The organism is Streptomyces sp. NPDC001220, from assembly GCF_053597895.1.
In genome coordinates, this window is sequence record NZ_JBSFJE010000001.1 from 600,271 (window position 1) to 617,959 (window position 17,689).

General features: G+C 71.3%; 15 protein-coding genes. 3 read left to right on the forward strand and 12 right to left on the reverse strand.

Features of this window, described 5'->3' with window-relative positions:
* Positions 1-15 precede the first annotated feature (15 nt).
* The 4 genes from ACWDGI_RS02865 to trhA all read right to left on the reverse strand — a co-directional run bounded on the left by ACWDGI_RS02865 (position 16) and on the right by trhA (position 3,813).
* Entirely contained in the window at positions 16-738 is a 723-nt protein-coding gene (locus tag ACWDGI_RS02865; RefSeq protein ID WP_450754668.1) for a Mut7-C RNAse domain-containing protein, read from the reverse strand.
* Positions 739-771: 33 nt separating this feature from the next.
* Positions 772-1,413: a TetR/AcrR family transcriptional regulator gene (locus tag ACWDGI_RS02870; protein ID WP_450754670.1), complete on the reverse strand. Its 642-nt coding sequence runs from the start codon at positions 1,411-1,413 to the stop codon at positions 772-774.
* Positions 1,410-2,984, reverse strand: a complete 1,575-nt coding sequence (locus ACWDGI_RS02875; RefSeq protein WP_450754672.1) for a DHA2 family efflux MFS transporter permease subunit — start codon at positions 2,982-2,984, stop codon at positions 1,410-1,412. Before ACWDGI_RS02875 ends, ACWDGI_RS02870 begins: the two co-directional genes overlap by 4 nt.
* Before the next feature lie 112 nt (positions 2,985-3,096).
* Positions 3,097-3,813: a PAQR family membrane homeostasis protein TrhA gene (gene trhA / locus ACWDGI_RS02880; protein WP_450754674.1), complete on the reverse strand. Its 717-nt coding sequence runs from the start codon at positions 3,811-3,813 to the stop codon at positions 3,097-3,099.
* A gap of 379 nt (positions 3,814-4,192) precedes the next feature.
* On the opposite strand from trhA, the gene ACWDGI_RS02885 reads away from it, so the two are divergent.
* Positions 4,193-6,016, forward strand: coding sequence for a phosphoenolpyruvate carboxykinase (GTP) (locus tag ACWDGI_RS02885; protein WP_450754676.1), 1,824 nt, complete (start codon positions 4,193-4,195; stop codon positions 6,014-6,016).
* 258 nt (positions 6,017-6,274) lie between these two features.
* On the opposite strand, the gene ACWDGI_RS02890 is transcribed toward ACWDGI_RS02885, so the two are convergent.
* From ACWDGI_RS02890 to ACWDGI_RS02915, 6 genes are all read right to left on the reverse strand, one after another.
* Positions 6,275-6,877: a hypothetical protein gene (locus tag ACWDGI_RS02890; RefSeq protein ID WP_450754678.1), complete on the reverse strand. Its 603-nt coding sequence runs from the start codon at positions 6,875-6,877 to the stop codon at positions 6,275-6,277.
* A complete protein-coding gene (locus ACWDGI_RS02895) occupies positions 6,864-8,402 on the reverse strand; it encodes a substrate-binding domain-containing protein (protein ID WP_450754680.1) in 1,539 nt (512 codons plus the stop codon). The genes ACWDGI_RS02890 and ACWDGI_RS02895 overlap by 14 nt, the downstream gene beginning before the upstream one ends.
* Positions 8,399-9,598, reverse strand: coding sequence for a toxic anion resistance protein (locus ACWDGI_RS02900; protein WP_450755282.1), 1,200 nt, complete (start codon positions 9,596-9,598; stop codon positions 8,399-8,401). The genes ACWDGI_RS02895 and ACWDGI_RS02900 overlap by 4 nt, the downstream gene beginning before the upstream one ends.
* A 30-nt stretch (positions 9,599-9,628) precedes the next feature.
* On the reverse strand, positions 9,629-10,705 hold the full coding sequence (locus tag ACWDGI_RS02905; RefSeq protein WP_450754682.1) for a hypothetical protein: 1,077 nt from the start codon (positions 10,703-10,705) through the stop codon (positions 9,629-9,631).
* Positions 10,706-10,928: 223 nt separating this feature from the next.
* Positions 10,929-11,336, reverse strand: coding sequence for an SCO4983 family protein (locus tag ACWDGI_RS02910; RefSeq protein ID WP_450754683.1), 408 nt, complete (start codon positions 11,334-11,336; stop codon positions 10,929-10,931).
* Between the two features lie 113 nt (positions 11,337-11,449).
* Positions 11,450-12,661: a pyridoxal phosphate-dependent aminotransferase gene (locus ACWDGI_RS02915; RefSeq protein ID WP_450754685.1), complete on the reverse strand. Its 1,212-nt coding sequence runs from the start codon at positions 12,659-12,661 to the stop codon at positions 11,450-11,452.
* Between the two features lie 135 nt (positions 12,662-12,796).
* Here ACWDGI_RS02915 and ACWDGI_RS02920 point away from each other — a divergent pair, with 135 nt between their 5' ends.
* The gene (locus tag ACWDGI_RS02920; RefSeq protein WP_450754687.1) at positions 12,797-13,501 is read left to right on the forward strand and encodes a hypothetical protein; all 705 of its coding nucleotides are present in this window, start codon (positions 12,797-12,799) and stop codon (positions 13,499-13,501) included.
* 347 nt (positions 13,502-13,848) lie between these two features.
* On the forward strand, positions 13,849-14,682 hold the full coding sequence (locus ACWDGI_RS02925) for a trypsin-like serine peptidase (RefSeq protein WP_450754689.1): 834 nt from the start codon (positions 13,849-13,851) through the stop codon (positions 14,680-14,682).
* A gap of 94 nt (positions 14,683-14,776) precedes the next feature.
* Here ACWDGI_RS02925 and ACWDGI_RS02930 read toward each other — a convergent pair whose 3' ends face one another.
* On the reverse strand, positions 14,777-16,384 hold the full coding sequence (locus ACWDGI_RS02930; RefSeq protein WP_450754691.1) for an N-acyl-D-amino-acid deacylase family protein: 1,608 nt from the start codon (positions 16,382-16,384) through the stop codon (positions 14,777-14,779).
* Positions 16,385-16,392: 8 nt separating this feature from the next.
* Positions 16,393-17,673 (reverse strand): amino acid deaminase, encoded by a 1,281-nt coding sequence (locus ACWDGI_RS02935; protein WP_450754693.1) that lies wholly within the window; start codon positions 17,671-17,673, stop codon positions 16,393-16,395.
* Between the last annotated feature and the right edge of the window lie 16 nt (positions 17,674-17,689).

Sequence of the window (17,689 nt, forward strand, 5' to 3'; positions counted from 1 at the left end):
CGGGCGCGGGCCGGCTCAGGCGAACTCGGCGAGGGCGCGCTCCACGATGGCCTCCAGCTGCTGGTGGTGCGCGCCCTTCCAGTAGGCGCGGCCGCACTCCGTGCACTGGGCGAAGACGTCGTACGACTTCTGGGTGCCGCCCTTCAGCTGGTCCGCCACCTCCTCCTTGGTCGCCTTCCTCAGCAGGCCGTTGCAGGCCGTGCAGCGGGTCCAGGGCCGCAGCTCGGGGGCGAAGCGGTCGAGGATGTCGTGGAGTTGGTCGTCGGGGCTGGTGCTGTAGACGTAGGCGCCGGCCCATAGTTCGCGGCGGCGCAGCAGGCCCCGGTCGCGGCTGAGCAGCACGCGCTTCTCGGCCGCCGAGCGGGCCGAGAGGGCCGGGTCGCCGATGTCCGTCGACTCGTACGCGGTGTCCACGCCCAGCAGGCGCAGCCGGCGGGCCAGGGTGCCGAGGTGGACGTCGAGGAGGAAGCGGAGCGGAGCGCCCGGGATCTCCTGCGGGCGCCGGACCGCGCGTACGGCCACCGACTCGCCGTCCGCCGGGATGTGCGCGGCCGGCACCTCCCGTCCGTCCACCTCCAGCGCGCCGACCTCGGTGAGCGGGACGCCCAGGGACTCGATCACATGGCCGAGCGTGGAGACGCCGTCGACGGCGAGGGGGTGGGTGCCGGTGCGGCGGGCGTGCGGGACGAACAGGGCCAGCTCGGGGGCGACTTCGACACGGATCTCGGCAGCGTTCACCTGGCCAGGATGGCACGGCAGGCGGCCGGGACCTCAGGGTTTTTCCGGCGGCAGACCGTGTTCGATGACGCTCAGGGCGCGGTCCACGAGGGACTGGAAGTCGGGCTCGTGGTCCTGCTCCGCCCAGTACATCGAGGTCTCCATCAGCCCGCCGACGATGGACATCGCGTAGACCCGCACCTCCAGGCTGTGCGGGTCGCGCCCGGTGCGCTCGCCGATGGCCTGGCACAGCAGCCGGCCGGTCTCCGACATGCTCTCCATCATCCGGGAGCGCACCGCCGGCACCTCGACCATCAGGCGGGTGCGCAGCCGGGAGACCGAGCGGGCGTCCTTCATGCCCAGGGCCACCGCCCGGTGCATCACGTGGCGGAGGGACTCCGGCCACGGCTCGTCGGCGGGCCGCGCCCGGAGTTCCTCCATGATGAGCGGGTCGTACTCGTCCGTGAGGACGATGTCCTCCTTGGTCGGGAAGTACCGGAAGACGGTGGACGGCGACACCTCGGCCCGCTCGGCGATCTGCTCGATCGTCGTGGCCTCGTACCCCTGCTCCTCGACCAGCGCGTACATCGCCTCGCGGATCGCCTCGCGGGTCTTGATCTTCTTCCGTTCACGCAGGCCGAGCCGGGGGTTGTCGGCCGGGGAGAAGGAGGTGTGCGGTGCCGTCATGCTGGTCATTGTCCGGCATCGGCGGTGGCGGGGGCCACGGCCGCGTCCTCGTTGCCTTCCGCTTCGGTGGGGTGGGCGGTCGGTGTGTTGGGCAGCAGCGCGGCGGCCAGCAGCGCGGTGACCAGCGCGGCGGCACCGCAGACCAGCAGGACCAGGCCCATGCCGTGCACGTACGCGGCGTTCGCGGAGGCGACCAGTGGGGCCGAGCCCGCCCTCTCCGCGACCAGGTGGGCGGCGACCACCGACTCGCCGGCGGTGTGGCCGAGCGGGGCGGGCAGGCCGGTCACGTCCAGGCGGTCACGGAAGGTGCTCGCGAGCAGGCTGCCGAGCAGGGCGATGCCGATGGCACCGCCGACCTGGCGGGTGGTCATCAGCAGCCCGGAGCCGCTGCCGGCCCGGTCGGTGGGCAGGGCGGCGAGGGCGCCGTCCATGGCGGGAACCACCGAGAAGCCGAAGCCGAGGCCCGCGATCGACAGCCACAGCGCGGTGTAGCCGTAGCCGGAGTCCACGGTCGTACGGCTGCCGAGGATCGCGGCGAAGGCGAGGACGACCAGGCCGGTGGCGATCACGGCGCGTGATCCGAAGCGGGCGACCGCCGCCTCGGCGCCCCGGGCGGCCACCAGCAGGCCGCCCATCATGGGCAGCAGCCTCAGGCCGGTGCCGAAGGCGTCGTTGCCGAGGACCGCCTGGAGGTAGGGCGGCAGCACGAACAGCAGGCCGGACAGCACGAACATCACGAGCGTCGCGGCGAGGGTGTTGAGCAGGAAGCCGCGGTGGGCGAGGAGGGTCATGTCGAGCATGGGGCGCTCGACCCGGCGTTCGCGCAGCACCAGGCCCGCGACGAGGACGACGGAGCCCGCCAGCAGGGCCAGGACCAGCGGGTCGCCCCAGCCGCGGTCGGGGGCCTCGATGATGGCGTAGATCAGGGCGCCGAGGCCGGTCACGGTGAGCGCGGTGGAGAGGACGTCGACCCTGGGGGAGGCGGGGTCGCTGGTCTCGGGGAGCAGGAAGACGCAGGCGGCGATCCCGATGGCGGCCATCGGGACGTTGATCAGGAAGACCGACCCCCACCAGAAGTGGTTGAGCAGGAAGCCGCCGATGATCGGGCCCAGCGGCAGCCCGAGCGCCGAGGCGGCCGAGACGATGCCGACGGCCCGGGTGCGCTCCTTCGGCCCGAACAGCGAGGGCAGCACGGACATGGCGAGCGGCATCACCAGTGCCGCGCCGACGCCCATCACCGTGCGGGCGGCGATCACCCAGTTCACGTCGTCGGCGAGGGAGCCGACCAGGGACCCGGCCAGGAAGATCACCAGGCCGGTGACGAGCATCCGGCGGCGGCCGAAGCGGTCGCCGAGGAGCCCGGCCGGGAGCATCAGCGAGGCGAAGACGACGACGTACGCGTCCGCCATCCACTGCTGCTGGCTGGTGGTGGCGCCGAGCTCCCCGGCCATGGTCGGGAGCGCCACATTGAGGATCGTCGTGTCGAAGCCGAGCACCAGCATGCTCGCGACCAGGGCGCCCAGGGCCCACCAGCGGCGCGGGTTCCGATGTGTCTCTTCAAGCTGGGTGACAGTAGCCATGAAATGAGAGTAGCTCTCAAAATCTAGTACCTGTCAATGGGGAGTTGATGTCAGGGCATGAGAAAAGTGGCCACGGCTCGGGAGCCGTGGCCACTCGCGGAGGGGGGTGGGGCTACGCGTGCTGGTAGGCCACCAGCGAGATCCCCACGTAGTGGACGACGAACGCGGCCAGCGTGAAGGAGTGGAAGACCTCGTGGAAGCCGAAGTAGCGCGGTGACGGGTTCGGGCGCTTGATGCCGTAGATCACGCCGCCCGCGCTGTAGAGGAGGCCGCCGACGATCACCAGGACCAGCACGGCGATACCGCCGGTGCGCATGAAGTCGGGCAGGTAGAAGACCGCCGCCCAGCCCATCGCTATGTAGCAGGGCGTGTACAGCCAGCGAGGGGCGCCGACCCAGAAGACCCGGAAGACGATGCCGGCGGCCGCCGCGGCCCAGACGCCCCACAGCAGCCACTGCCCCTGCGCGGCGGGCAGGAGCAGCAGGGTCAGCGGGGTGTAGGTGCCCGCGATGATCAGGAAGATGTTGGCGTGGTCGAGTCTGCGCAGGATGCCGTCCATGCGCGGGCTCCAGTTGCCCCGGTGGTACAGCGCGCTCACGCCGAACAGCAGACACGCCGTCAGGACGTAGATCCCGCACGCGACACGGCCGCGCGGTGAGTCGGCGAGAGCGGTGAGGACGAGGCCCGAGATGAGTACGGCCGGAAACATGCCCAGATGCAGCCAGCCACGCAACTTGGGCTTGACCTGGTGCGACAGGGAGGAGAGCGCGCTGGAGCCGCGGCCGGCGGCCGGCGAATCCGTGGGCGCGTCGGGGACGGGCGCAGTCATGGACTGCATCGTACCTACGGAACCGTAAGTCACGGATCGGTCTCGGCCGATGACGGGCCGGGGGTGGCCATCGTCTCACGGGTCACCCGTCGGCCACCCGGCGGTCCTGCGATACCGGGCAAAAAGACCTTGAGGCGAACTCAATGTGGACGCAAAGAAACGCAGGTCGGCACCGCGACCGTGGCCTTCCTCACGTCGCTCATCTGTGACTCCCTCTGGACAGATGGGTGATCGAGTCGGAGGATCAAATGAGTGCGGTCGGCACCGGATGAGCGCCAGGCGGTCGATGACCGTGAAGCATCCGGGTCGCAGCCCCCACGGGGCGACAAGGTCCTCAGCGGACCAAAAAGATCAAAAAATCCCTCATTTAGGAGCAATCGTGGCGCGCGACATCGCGGCTCCCACCGTCATCCCCACCAAGCACCAGGAACTGATCTCGTGGGTCAACGAGATCGCCGAACTGACGCAGCCGGACAGCGTGGTCTGGTGTGACGGATCCGAGGCCGAGTACGAGCGACTGTGCGAGGAGCTCGTGGCGAAGGGCACCTTCAAGAAGCTCGACCCGATCAAGCGCCCCCACTCCTACTACGCGGCCTCCGACCCGACCGATGTCGCCCGGGTCGAGGACCGCACCTTCATCTGCTCCGAGGAGGAGAAGGACGCCGGCCCGACCAACCACTGGAAGGCTCCCGCCGAGATGCGCGAGATCTTCTCCGGCGAGAAGGGCCTGTTCCGCGGCGCGATGAAGGGCCGGACGATGTACGTCGTCCCGTTCTGCATGGGCCCCCTCGGCTCCCCGCTCTCCGCGCTCGGCGTGGAGATCACGGACTCCGCGTACGTCGCCGCCTCCATGCGCACCATGACGCGCATGGGCCAGGCCGTCCTCGACGAACTCGGTGACGAGGGCTTCTTCGTGAAGGCCGTGCACACCCTCGGAGCCCCGCTGGAGCCCGGCCAGGCGGACGTCCCCTGGCCCTGCAACCAGACCAAGTACATCTCGCACTTCCCCGAGTCCCGCGAGATCTGGTCCTACGGCTCCGGCTACGGCGGCAACGCCCTGCTCGGCAAGAAGTGCTACGCCCTGCGCATCGCCTCCGTGATGGCGCGGGACGAGGGCTGGCTCGCCGAGCACATGCTGATCCTCAAGCTCACTCCTCCGCAGGGCGAGTCCAAGTACGTCGCCGCCGCCTTCCCGAGCGCCTGCGGCAAGACCAACCTCGCCATGCTGGAGCCCACCGTCTCGGGCTGGACCGTCGAGACCATCGGCGACGACATCGCCTGGATGCGGTTCGGTGAGGACGGCCGCCTCTACGCGATCAACCCCGAGGCCGGCTTCTTCGGCGTCGCGCCCGGCACCGGTGAGCACACCAACGCCAACGCCATGAAGACGCTGTGGGGCAACGCGGTCTTCACCAACGTGGCGCTCACCGACGACAACGACATCTGGTGGGAGGGCATGACGGAGGAGCTTCCGGCCCACCTGACGGACTGGAAGGGCAACGACTGGACGCCGGACTCCGAGACCCCGGCCGCCCACCCCAACGCCCGCTTCACCGTGCCCGCCGCGCAGTGCCCGATCATCGCGCCGGAGTGGGAGGACCCGCGGGGTGTGCCGATCTCGGCGATCCTCTTCGGCGGCCGGCGCGCCACCGCGGTCCCGCTGGTGACCGAGTCCTTCGACTGGAACCACGGCGTGTTCCTGGGCGCCAACGTGGCCTCAGAGAAGACCGCCGCGGCCGAGGGCAAGGTCGGTGAGCTGCGCCGCGACCCGTTCGCGATGCTCCCGTTCTGCGGTTACAACATGGGCGACTACATGGCGCACTGGGTCGACGTCGCCAAGGGCAAGGACCAGGCGAAGCTCCCGAAGATCTACTACGTCAACTGGTTCCGCAAGAACGACGCGGGCAAGTTCGTGTGGCCCGGCTTCGGCGAGAACTCCCGGGTCCTGAAGTGGATCGTGGAGCGGCTGGACGGCAAGGCGGCGGGCGTGGAGACGCCGATCGGCGTGCTGCCGACGCGTGAGGCCCTCGACACCAAGGGGCTCGACCTGGCCGACGGCGACCTCGACTTCCTGCTGACCGTCGACAAGGAGGCCTGGCGCGAGGAGGCCGCGCTGGTCCCCGACCACCTCAACACCTTCGGCGACCACACGCCGAAGGAACTGTGGGACGAGTACCGGGCGCTGGTCGAGCGCCTGGGCTGAGTCCCGCTGTCCGAAGACTCCGCGGCCGGCACGGATGTGCCCTGACCAGTGATCGTCACGGCCGGCCGCGGTGTGAACCGGCGAGGCCGCGCACAACGGCGTGCGTGGCCCTGGGCCTGCTGTTCCCGTCACTTCCCGTCCGCCCCGACGGGGGCGGGGGCGGCAGGCCTTCGCCTGTGGGGGCGTAGCCCGGGGGTGCGTTGTCGGGTGCGGCGCCGTCGTGGCCTGTCGCGCAGTTCCTCGCGCCCCTGAGTTTCTTCAGTTGCCCCTCTCCTCCAAGTAGCGGGTATGCGTCTCCTGGCGTCTGGCCTCCGTGTCCCTGAGAGTCGCCGCCAGGCGTTCCGCCTCCTCCTTGAGGACGGTCAGCTGACGCTCCAAGTGCTGTTCCGGGGGCTCCTGGCCGGGCGTCAGACGCGTCCACCAGCGTGTCCGGACGAAGCTGTCGACCGCCTCCGGGATGTCCTGCCGTACCGTCCGCGACAGCACGTGGACGCCCTCCGGGTCCTGGGCCAGCAGCTCGGCCGCCCAGCCCGGGTCCAGCAACGCGGTGAGCAGGCCGGTCAGTTCGCCGAGCCGGGCCTGCGCCGAAGCGGGCAGGCCGACCTCCGTCAGATAGGTCTCCAGTTTCCCGAAGTCGGCCCGCACCCCCTCCAGCTGCGCGGACGGCGTCGGGAAGTCCGGCAGCGGCGGCCGCTCCGGCGGGGCGATCAGCGCGCCCGCGCCGTACAGGCCCGCCACCACCACCGGCCAGTACGGGCCGGCCACCCCGGTGAAGGTGAGGACCAGGCCGAGCAGGCCGCCCGCCGATCCGGTGAGGTTCTTGCGGGACTCCAGACAGCCGAGGAACTTACTGGTAGCCACGGATCTCCTCGAAGGCGCCGTCCAGGGAGCCCTGCTGGGCGTCGAAGAGACGGCCGCCGGTCAGGGCGGCGATGTGCTGCAGTTCGGTGCGGGAGGAGTCCCCGAACAGGATCGGGAAGACGGGGATGTTCCGCCGGCCGGTGGACAGGCCGCGGTAGAAGTCGTCGAACTCGCCGGCCTCGGCGCCCGTGGTGTTCTCGCCGTCCGTCATCAGCACGATCGAGGTGAAGGTGTCCCGGTCGGCGCGCAGCTGGTCGTACGCCTTCTCCAGCGAGGTGTAGATGGCGGTGTCGCCGTCGGCCCGCAGGGCGTCGGTGTCCTCGCGGATCGCGTTCAGGCCGGTGTCCGGGTCGGCCGGGTCGACGACGTGCGTGCTGACGTTCTTCACGTCCGAGCCGAACGGCATCAGGGTGACCTCCTCGCGGTCGCGGAAGTCGCCCGTGAGGTCGGTGAGGGCCTTCTTCAGGCGGGCGAGACGGTCGCCCTCCATCGAGCCCGAGGTGTCCAGGACGTAGACCGTGCGGGACGGCCGGCGCAGTTCGTTCTCGTACGCGGAGATCAGCCCGTCGGCCACCGACTTGCTGCCGGGGAAGGGGAGTTCACGGCGGCGGGAGGTGTCGAGACCGGCGGCGGGCGGCACCGAGGCGACCACCGGGCGGCGGTGCGTGGTGTCCGTGAGGAGCTTCTGCACGGCCGTCGTCCGCAGGTCCTCGGCCACCCTGCGGACGTCCTCGCGGGTGTCGGCCGAGGAGGCGGACAGCGAGGAGAGCGGGTAGTCCGCGGTGATCACGCCGTCGGCGGGGCGGATCACGGTGAGGCCCGGGATGCCCTTGAGAACGGACTCGTAGTTGAGCAGGGCGTCGACGTCGCCGCGCCGCCGGTAGGCGGAGGCCAGCCAGCCGGAGGAGCCCGAGGTCAGGGTCTGGCCCTTGAAGAACTTCTTCAGCCGCGGGGTCGCCTTGGACACGTCGGCGTCGGTGAGCGCCGACTGGGCGCCGGTGAGCGCGGAGGCCACCGAGACCAGCGTGGAGAAACCGGAGTTGGAGCGGGCCGGGTCGGTCATGCCGTACGTCAGCCTGCCGCCCTCCACGGCCTGCTCGATCTGCGACCAGGTGACGTCGGCCGGCTTCCAGCCGAGCGACCTGACGGTGGCCGTCCGGACGCCGATCGCGACCGGGCTGGACATGATCGAGGTCTCCGAGACCACCTTCTTCGCCGCCTCAGGGCGCAGCCGCAGGTAGTCGTCGGAGGAGAGCCACAGGGCGTCGTACCTCCCGTCCGCCTTGCCCTGGGCGACCAGGTCGACGGCGTCCAGGGTGCCCAGGTAGGTGGGGCGGATCGTCACGCCGGTGTCCTTGCGGACCTGGTCGAAGACGGCCGTCATGTCGCTGAGTTCGGAGGAGGCGAGGACGCGCAGGGTGCCGGGCTTCGGGGCGGTGGAGTCGTCGTCCCGGTGGCTCTCGGAGGTGCACCCGGTCAGCAGGGCTGCGGTGGCGAGCAGGGTCAGGAGCGGGCGTCTGTTCATGCCGGGCCGCCCTCCAGCGCGCCCTTGGAGCGGCTGCGCTCCAGGTAGGCACCGGCCGACTGGAGTTCGTCCGTGAGGGACTGCACGGTGTTCGCCATCACCTCGGTCGCCTGCACCTTGTAGGTGTCGATGGCGTCCAGGGTGCGGTAGATCTGCTGGAAGGCGGCGCGCAGCGTCTCGGCGCCGACGGCCGGGTCGGCGGCGATGCGCTGGATCTCCCCGCTCTGGCCCGCGAGCATCTCGGCATTGCCCCGGATGAGGTCCTCGGTCGTCCCGCGCAACGCGTTGACCTGCTCGATGACCTTCTTCTGGTTGTCCAGCGCGGAGGCCAGCATCACCGAGATGCGCAGCGCCGACACGGTGGTGGTGGCGGCGCGTTCGACGCCCTTGATCAGCTCGTCGTTGTTGCGTCGTACGACGTCCATCGCCAGGTAGCCCTGCGCGGACACCGCGAGCTGGGTGAGCAGGTCCTGGTGCTTCTGCCGGACCGGGAAGAGCACGTCGGCGCGGAGCGCGTCGGCCTCCTGGGGGTCCGGCTGCCGGCCGATGTGCTGCTCGACGGCGGTGTCCAGGGCCTGGGTGAGGACGACGTACTCCTGGAGCTTGCCCATCGTCTCCCAGAGCCGGACCCGCTCGGTCTGCAACGCGGCGTTGTCCCGGCGGAGTTCGTCCTGGCCGCCGCGCAACGAGCCCACGATCTTGTTCAACGTGCCCTGTGCTGAGGCGTACTTGGCGACGTGGTCGCGGAGCCTGTTGCCGCCGGGCAGCCGGGAGAGGAACTTGCGGCCCTTGCCCGAGGGCAGGTCGCGCGGGTCCAGGTCCTCGACGACCCGGCGCAGTTCGACCAGTGAGCCGGCGACCTTGCCCTGGGCGTCGCCGCCCTTGTCGGGCAGGCTGCGGACGGCCCGCTCCAGCATGCGGTTGGACTGCGAGGCGGCGCTGCGCATCTCGCCGGCGCCGAGACCGGTGATCTCGCCGACCTTGCTCGCGAACTCCGGTGACCGCGCGTCCAGGGCGGCCAGGTCCCGGACGTACACGGAGGCCTTGTGCGCCATGTCGGTACGGACACCGTCGTCGACGGGCACGAGTCCGCCGGCCTTCTCCCGCGGCACCGGCGCGACCGCCTCGGGCGGCGTCAGCGTGAAGACGTCCTCACCGCTCAGCGTGGGCGGGTGCTCGCCGCCGCTCGGCCTCATCTTGTCGAAGTTGCTCACAGGATCCCCCCGTCAGCCGCGCGCCCGGCGGGCCATCTCGTGCAGCACCGCGGAGGTGGGCACGGGCGCCTGCCGGACGCCGGTCAGTGTCTGGTTGAGGTACGCGGCCCGGTCGGCGGTGGCCGTGACGAACTCGGCGGAGTCGCCCTGGGGCCGGAAGCCGTGCCGCACGGCGAGCTTGCGCAGGGCCGGGTCGGTGCTGAGGAGGTCGCCGAGCTCCCGGCCGGCGTCGTCCATCGGCACGATCGTGTGGTCGCTGTTGACCGTGGTGTCCGGGTAGAGGACCACCAGGTCGTCGGCGCCGTGCTGTTCGGCGAGCAGCGAGACGACCTGCGACTCGTAGAGACACACCAGCGGGTTGCCGGCACCGCTGATGAAGTCCCGGAAGACCGAGTCGCTGCTGGGCTGCTGGGCGCCCTGGACGCTGACCAGCTTGTGCAGCAGGGGTGCGGTCTTCGCGACGGCGGCGTCGCTCGCCACGACCTGGCCGCCGTTGGCGACGTAGGAGGCGGCGGCGAGGTAGAGGGCGCCGGAGTTGGAGGTCTCCGGGTCGGTGCTGGTGATGTACAGCGTCCCGGTCAGCTCGCCGTGCGCCCTGGCCCCCTTGAGCTGCTGCCAGGTCCGGTCGTGCCGGGCGGCGTCCAGGTAGGCGGCCATCTTCAGGGTGCCCTTGCCCTTGCCGTCGAGCACGGCGAGGCCGTTCGCGGCCAGTACCTCGGCGGCGCTGCGGTGGGCCACCACCACGAGGGGCGAGTAGAAGGGCCTCGGGAGCGGCTGGCGGGCGTGGTACTTCGCGGCCAGCTGGTCGGCGGGTGCCGAGCTGGACGGGAACGCGAAGTCATAGCCCTTCAGGTCCAGGCCGTCCATGGCCCAGGACCCCGACGCCTCCGTCTTCACGGTGTAGCCCTTGGCGGCGAGGGCCTTCACCACATCGGGATCGGCGAAGAAGTCCGACTTCTCCGAACCGATCACACCACGCACGGTCTTCGTTGCCGTGCCCTTGTCGTCCCCTTGCCGGCCTGCGACGACGGCAGCCACCACGCCACCGATCAGCAGTACCGCCAGGACGATTCCCGCGATACGTCTCACGCCGGGGAGCGTGCTCGCGGAACTCCACATTCCAGGGCGCTCAGGGTGAACGGGGCGTGAAGTGGACGTCCCGGATTACAACGGGGGGACGAGGGCCGATCAGGGGTGCGGCGGGGCCGGCTGGTGGGGGGTGGCAACCCGGTCCGCGCGGGGTTTGGGGGCGCGCGGACCGGGGCCGTTCGGGGGAGCGGCGGATCGGCCGGTGGCGGGCGGCCGGCCCGGGTCAGGCCGTCGTGGTGAGTTCCGTCGCCGCCGCGTGGGCGTCCATGCGTTCCGCGGCGAGGATCGCCGCCGCGGTGTCCGCCCGGGACGCCGCGACCACCAGCGCGCGGCCGGCCAGTGCGTGGGCGCGCTCGTGCAGGGGCGCCGGCCGTCCTGCCGCGGCCGGCGACGCGCGGACCGGTGTACGTCCGCCCCGCAGCCGGGTCACCTGCTCCGCAAGCCGGGTCGCGGCGGCGTCGAGGTCGGTGGACGGCGTGAGGCCGCGCAGCTCGTCGGTGACGGCGAGCAGCGCCGCGAGATGTCCCGCGAGCTGGATGTCCAGCTCCTCCTCGCGCGTCCGGTGGGGGAAGTCGGCAGACGCGCCGGCCATCGTGCTGTGGACCGACTTGGTGCGGATCGCTTCGTACATGGGAGATGGCCTCCTGTGCTGTCAGGAAGCCATCCTACCTTGGATCTCGTCTAAAGTTGACCCGGTTCACGGTCCGTGGTCCGGCGGCTACGACGGGCCCCGGCCGCCCCCGGCTACGGCTGCCCGTAGCCGTCCAGGAACCGGCCGATCCGGCCGATCGCGTCCCGCAGGTCGCCCACCGACGGCAGGGTCACCACCCGGAAGTGATCCGGCTCCGGCCAGTTGAAGCCGGTGCCCTGGACGACCATGATCTTCTCCTGTCGCAGCAGGTCCAGGACCATCTGCCGGTCGTCCTTGATCTTGAAGACCTGAGGGTCGAGGCGCGGGAAGAGATACAGGGCGCCCTTGGGCCGGACGCAGGTCACACCCGGGATCTGGGTGAGCAGCTCGTACGCCGTGTCCACCTGCTCCTTCAGGCGCCCGCCCGGCAGTACCAGCTCGTTGATCGACTGGCGTCCGCTGAGCGCGGCCACGACCCCGTGCTGGCCGGGCATGTTCGCGCACAGCCGCATGTTCGCCAGGATCGTCAGGCCCTCGATGTAGGAGTCGGCGTGTGCGCGGGGGCCGGAGATGGCCATCCAGCCGACCCGGTAACCGGCCACCCGGTAGGCCTTGGACATGCCGTTGAAGGTGAGCGTGAGCAGGTCCGGGGCGATCGCGGCGGTCGGGGTGTGCGTGGCGTCGTCGTAGAGGATCTTGTCGTAGATCTCGTCCGAGCAGACCAGGAGGTTGTGGCGGCGGGCGATGTCGGTCAGCCCGCGCAGCATCGCCTCGTCGTACACCGCGCCCGTCGGGTTGTTCGGGTTGATGATGACGATCGCCTTGGTGCGGTCGGTGACCTTGCGCTCGATGTCGGCGAGGTCGGGCATCCAGTCGGACTGCTCGTCGCAGCGGTAGTGGACCGCGGTGCCGCCGGAGAGGGAGACGGCCGCCGTCCACAGGGGGTAGTCCGGTGCCGGGACGAGGACCTCGTCGCCGTCGTCCAGCAGGCCCTGCATCGCCATCACGATCAGCTCGGAGACGCCGTTGCCGATGAAGACGTGCTCGACGTCGGTCTCGATGCCGATGGTCTGGTTGTGCATGACGACCGCGCGCCGCGCGGCCAGCAGGCCCTTCGCGTCGCCGTAGCCGTGCGCCGAGGAGACGTTGCGGAGGATGTCCTCCAGGATCTCCGGCGGGCAGTCGAAGCCGAAGGCGGCCGGGTTTCCGGTGTTGAGCTTGAGGATGCGGTGTCCCGCCGCCTCCAGCCGCATCGCCTCCTCGAGAACCGGGCCCCGGATCTCGTAACAGACGTTGGCGAGCTTGGTCGACTGGATCACCTGCATGCCCGTGAGCTTACGGTGCGGTATGGCTTGTCGCGTCGTGTTTTCCACCACGTGAGACACGAAAAGTCCCAGAAGTTTGGCCTGTTATCGCCGGTAGCTGTCTCATCGGCCCCTTCCCTCCTAGAATCCGCGTCCATGCCGAGACCTGCCGAGGACGAGACCGGGACGCCCAGCGTCTACCAGCCGCAGGGGGGCGGACCGGCCCCCGCGTACGAGGAGTACCGGGACCCGGCGTCCGCACACGGCTGGCTCAACGCGTACGACGAGACCCGCGAGCTGCCCCGGATCACACCCGCCGTGTCCGCCGTACCGGCGCCCGTACCGGCGCCCGCGACGGCACTCGTGCCAGCGGCGGGCCGGGCGGAGCGGCGGCGGTCGGCCCGCGAGGCGGAGGGCCGGCGGCCGAGACGATGGGCGGTCGCCGTGGGCGCGGCGGGCGCCGCGGCCGCGCTGGTCGCCGGGTTCGCCCTCTCCTCCTCGTCGGACGGCACCCAGGACGTCCGGAGCCGTACGGAGCGGACCGTCGGCGAGTCCTCGCCGCGGCCGCCGCAGGACGGCCCGAGCAGCGCGTCGGTCACCCCCTCCGCCGCGTCGGCCGTACCGGCGGCAGGGGGCGTGCCGTCCACCCCGGCGGCCTCGTCCGCGAGCGTCCCGCCGTCCACCGCCGCCTCCGCCTCCGCGTCCGCGCCGCCCGCCGGCGCCTCGCCGAGCGGTGGCCCGACCGCCGGCCCGAGCGCGACACCCGCACCGACCGCACCGACCGGGACGCCGGCCGAGACCCCCAGGTACGGGGGACACGGCTGGGGGCACGGGCGGGGCGGCGGCGGCCGGTCCCACTAGGGGCGAGCCCGCGGACCGGGCTGCGCCTGTGCCTCAAGTGGCTTCGGGGCCGGGTAGGTTGGTCGTCCACCGGTCCGGAGGGGCGCAGGGAACTCTCGCTGCTCGACGACGAGCCCGTGACCGGCCCGGAGGCCGATCCGCTCGGCACCGGGCGGCCCGCCCGGCAGCTGGCCAAGCTCCTCCATGGCTCCCGGTCCGCGACCGACGCCGCGTGCGCGGAAATCCGCCAACGCCGGTCCTGAAACAACTCCTTGCCCCACCACCCCCCTCCCCTCACAATGCACATGACAAAACAAGCGGCGACCGGAAGATCTCCGGTCGCCTTGTCGTCAAGAGGGGACCCCCACATGAACAAGCCTCTCGTCGCCGCGCTCGCTTCCCTGGCCATCACCGGGATCGGCACGGCTCCGGCGGTCGCCGTGCCACAGACGGCGAAGGCCGCCGCGGTGACCGTCAACTTCGCCGGCACCGTCTCGCTCAGCAACTGCTCCGGCTCCGTCATCCGGTTCCCGAACTCCGCGGACACCGACCCGGCGCTGGTGCTCACCAACGGCCACTGCCTGGAGACCGGCTTCCCCGAGCCCGGCGAGGTCATCACCGGCCAGTCCTCCAGCCGTACCTTCGGCCTGCTGAACTCCGCCGGCACCAAGGTCGCCACGCTCCGCGCCAACCAGGTCGTCTACTCGACGATGACCGACACGGACGTCACGATCTACCGCACCACCACGACGTACGCGGCGATCAAGAACTCCTACGGCATCAGCCCGTTGACCGTCAGCAGCGCGCACCCCGTCGCCGGCACCGCCATCAAGGTCGTCTCCGGCTACTGGAAGACGATCTACAGCTGCAGCATCGACGGGTTCGTGTACCGGCTTAAGGAGGGCGACTGGACCTGGAAGGACTCGGTCCGTTACACCTCCGCGTGCAACACGATCGGCGGGACCTCGGGCTCGCCGGTGATCGACACCACCACGGGACAGGTCGTCGCCGTCAACAACACCGGCAACGAGGACGGGGAGCGGTGCACCGTGGACAACCCGTGCGAGGTGGACGCGAGCGGGAACGTCACGGTGCGGCAGGGGATCAACTACGCGGAGGAGACGTACATCATTCCGGCGTGCTTCACGACGGGGAACGTGCTGAACCTGAGTGCGAGTGGCTGCACCCTGCCCAAGCCGTAGCGCTCCGCTGGGTGCGCCGTCTTCGGCTGCGGGTTCGCGGGGGCTGGTCGCGCAGTTCCCCGCGCCCCTGACGGGGCGCTTCCGTACGGGGTGTTCAAAGCGGGCGGCGGATGGCACGCCCTGCCAGTTCGTCCGTCCTGTGGCCGTCCTCCATCACGAAGCGGCCGTCGATCAGGACGTGCGGGATGCCCGTCGGGAGCTTCCGGGGCTCAGCGTACGTGGAGCCCGCCGCCACCGTCTCCGGGTCGAAGAGGACGACGTCGGCTCGGTAGCCCTCGCGGATCAGGCCGCGGTCCGGCAGGCGCAGCCGGGCCGCGGGGCGGCCGGTGAGGTGGGCGACGCACTCCTCCAGGGAGAGGACTCCCAACTCCCGTACGTAGTGGCCGAGGTAGTGCGGGAACGTGCCGTACGCCCGGGGGTGCGGCTTGGTGCCCTGGAGGATGCCGTCCGAGCCGCCGGTGTGGACGCGGTGGCGCATGATCGCGCGGACGTTCTCCTCGTGGCCGACGTGCTGGAGGATGGACGGGGCCAACCGGTCCGCCAGCAGCAGGTGGCGGGCCGTCGTCCACGGGGCCTCGCCGCGCAGCCGCGCCGACTCCGCCAGCGTACGGCCGACGAAGTCCGCCAGCGCCGGGTCGGCCACGCCGGAGATCTCGATCGTGTCCCACTCGATGGGCACGCCGTGGCAGCCGTCGGAGCCGAGGGCCTCCAGATGGTGGCGGACGCGCTCGGCCGTGTCCCCGTCCGCCAGCCTCGCCAGGACCGCGTCCGGGCCGCCCTCGTTCGCCCAGCTCGGCAGCATCGCCGCGAGGGTCGTGCTGCCTGGCGTGTAGGGGTAGGTGTCGAGCGTGATGTCGGCGCCGGCCGCGAGGGCCTGGTCCAGCAACGACAGCAACTCGGGTGCCCGGCCCTTGTTCACGCCGAAGTTCATGGTGGCGTGGGCCAGGTGGAGGGAGCAGCCCGCCTCCCGGGACAGGGCCACCATCTCCTCGTACGCCTCCAGGGCGCCCGCCCCGTACGAGCGGTGGTGGGGGCAGTAGTAGCCGCCGTACGACGCCACCACCCGGCACAGCTCGGTCAGTTCGGCGTCCTTCGCGTACATGCCGGGGGTGTAGGTGAGGCCGGAGGACATGCCGACCGCGCCCTGTGCCATGCCCTCCGCCACCAGCCGGCGCATCCGGTCCAGCTCGGCCGGGGTGGCCTCGCGGTCCTCCCAGCCGACCGCCAGCGCGCGGACCGTGCCCTGGGGGATCAGATAGGCCGCGTTGACGGCGATGCCCCGGTCCAGGCGGTCCAGGTACTCGCCCACCGAGCGCCAGTCGAAGTCGATGTCGTCACCGTGGCCGTTCCAGCCGGCGATGGCCCGGCGCACCTCGGCGAGGGTGCGGTCGTCGACGGGGGCGTACGACAGCCCGTCCTGGCCCAGGACTTCGAGGGTGACCCCCTGCGCGGCCTTGGCGCTGTGGTCCGGGTCGCGGAGCAGGGCCAGGTCGCTGTGGGCGTGCATGTCGATGAAGCCGGGGGCGAGGACCAGACCCTCGGCGTCCAGCTCGCGCGTCGCGCGCGGGCGCTGGCAGCCCGCCGCCGCGGCCTCCTTGACGATGGTGACGATCCGGCCCCCGTCGACGACCACGTCCGCGCGGTAGGCGGGCGCCCCGCTGCCGTCGACGACGTCCGCGTCCCGGATGACGAGCTGGTCCACGGCTCCTCCTAGAAGAACGTGCGGACGTAGTCGACGACCGTGCCGTCCGCCTCGGCGACCGGGATCAGCTGCCACTTGTCGAACGACGTGCACGGGTGCGAGAGGCCGAGGCCCACCCAGTCGCCGACCTCGACGTCCGCCTCGGGGGTGGTGGCGAGCCAGGCGTGCTGGTCGGACAGGCCGGTGACCGACACCCCGGTCGCCGGGCGCTCCGTGCCGTCCCGGCGGATCACCTGGGCGAACGGGAGGTCCAGGTCGTAGGCCGCGTCCCGCTTGCCCGCGTTGGCGAAGGCCTGCTCGGCGGAGGGGCGGGAGACGATCTGCGCCCAGAGCCGGAAGGCCGGCTCCAGGGCGCCCTCCTCGGGGACGCGGTTGAAGGGGGTGACCTCCCGGTAGCGGCCGTCGTCGTGCGAGACGTAGGCGCCGGACCGCAGCAGCTTCAGCACGGGGAGGGAGAGCGCGGGGATCCCGGCGAAGACGTCGGCGACCGCGTCGAACCAGGCGCTGCCACCCGCGCTGACGACGATCTCGTCGGTGCCGGCGAACCGTCCCGCCTTGTCGAGGTCGGCGGCGAGTGCCACGAGCCGGCGCAGATAGGCGTGCACGCGGTCGGGGTCGGCCCGTGGGACCTCGCCCTCGTACCCGGCGACCCCGACCAGCCGCAGGGTTCCCGCCGCCCCGGCCACCGCGTCCGCGACCGCCGCGCACTCCGCCTCGGTACGGACGCCGGTGCGGGCGCCCTCCCCGGCGGCCAGCTCCACGACGACGTCGACCGGACGGGAGCTTCCCTCCAGCGCCGCGTCCATCAGCTCCACCCCGCGCACGGAGTCGACGTAACAGACGAAGCGGAACTCCGCGTCGCGCTCCAGCTCGGCGGCGATCCAGCGCAGCGCCGGGGCGTCCACGAGCTCGTTCGCGAGGAAGATCCGCCGGGTGCCGAAGGCGCGGGCCACCCGTACCTGATGCGGGACGGCGAGGGTGATGCCCCACGCCCCGTGCTCCACCTGGCGCCGGAAGAGCTGCGGGGCCATGGAGGTCTTGCCGTGCGGGGCGAAGGCGAGGCCGTGCCGCTCGGTGTACGCCTCCATGAGCGCGAGATTGTGCTCCAGGCGCTCGGCGGAGAGGGCCAGCACGGGTGTGGCGAAGCCGTCGGAGAACAGGTTGCGGCGCTGGGCGGTCAGCTCGCCGACGGTGAGGCCCTCGGCGTCGGGCGGGAGGCCCTTGAAACGGTGGTCGACGCGTTCCTCCGTGAGACGGGCGAGCGCGTCGGTGCCGGTGTCGAAGGACACGGAGCCTCCCTGATCT

Bases quoted from the DNA above. Each gene is read 5' to 3' on its own strand.
- ACWDGI_RS02870 (WP_450754670.1), bottom strand. From the start codon at position 1,413: ATGACCAGCATGACGGCACCGCACACCTCCTTCTCCCCGGCCGACAAC.
- ACWDGI_RS02875 (WP_450754672.1), bottom strand. From the start codon at position 2,984: ATGGCTACTGTCACCCAGCTTGAAGAGACACATCGGAACCCGCGCCGC.
- trhA (WP_450754674.1), bottom strand. From the start codon at position 3,813: ATGACTGCGCCCGTCCCCGACGCGCCCACGGATTCGCCGGCCGCCGGC.
- ACWDGI_RS02895 (WP_450754680.1), bottom strand. From the start codon at position 8,402: ATGAACAGACGCCCGCTCCTGACCCTGCTCGCCACCGCAGCCCTGCTG.
- ACWDGI_RS02900 (WP_450755282.1), bottom strand. From the start codon at position 9,598: ATGAGGCCGAGCGGCGGCGAGCACCCGCCCACGCTGAGCGGTGAGGAC.
- ACWDGI_RS02910 (WP_450754683.1), bottom strand. From the start codon at position 11,336: ATGTACGAAGCGATCCGCACCAAGTCGGTCCACAGCACGATGGCCGGC.
- ACWDGI_RS02915 (WP_450754685.1), bottom strand. From the start codon at position 12,661: ATGCAGGTGATCCAGTCGACCAAGCTCGCCAACGTCTGTTACGAGATC.
- ACWDGI_RS02920 (WP_450754687.1), top strand. From the start codon at position 12,797: ATGCCGAGACCTGCCGAGGACGAGACCGGGACGCCCAGCGTCTACCAG.
- ACWDGI_RS02925 (WP_450754689.1), top strand. From the start codon at position 13,849: ATGAACAAGCCTCTCGTCGCCGCGCTCGCTTCCCTGGCCATCACCGGG.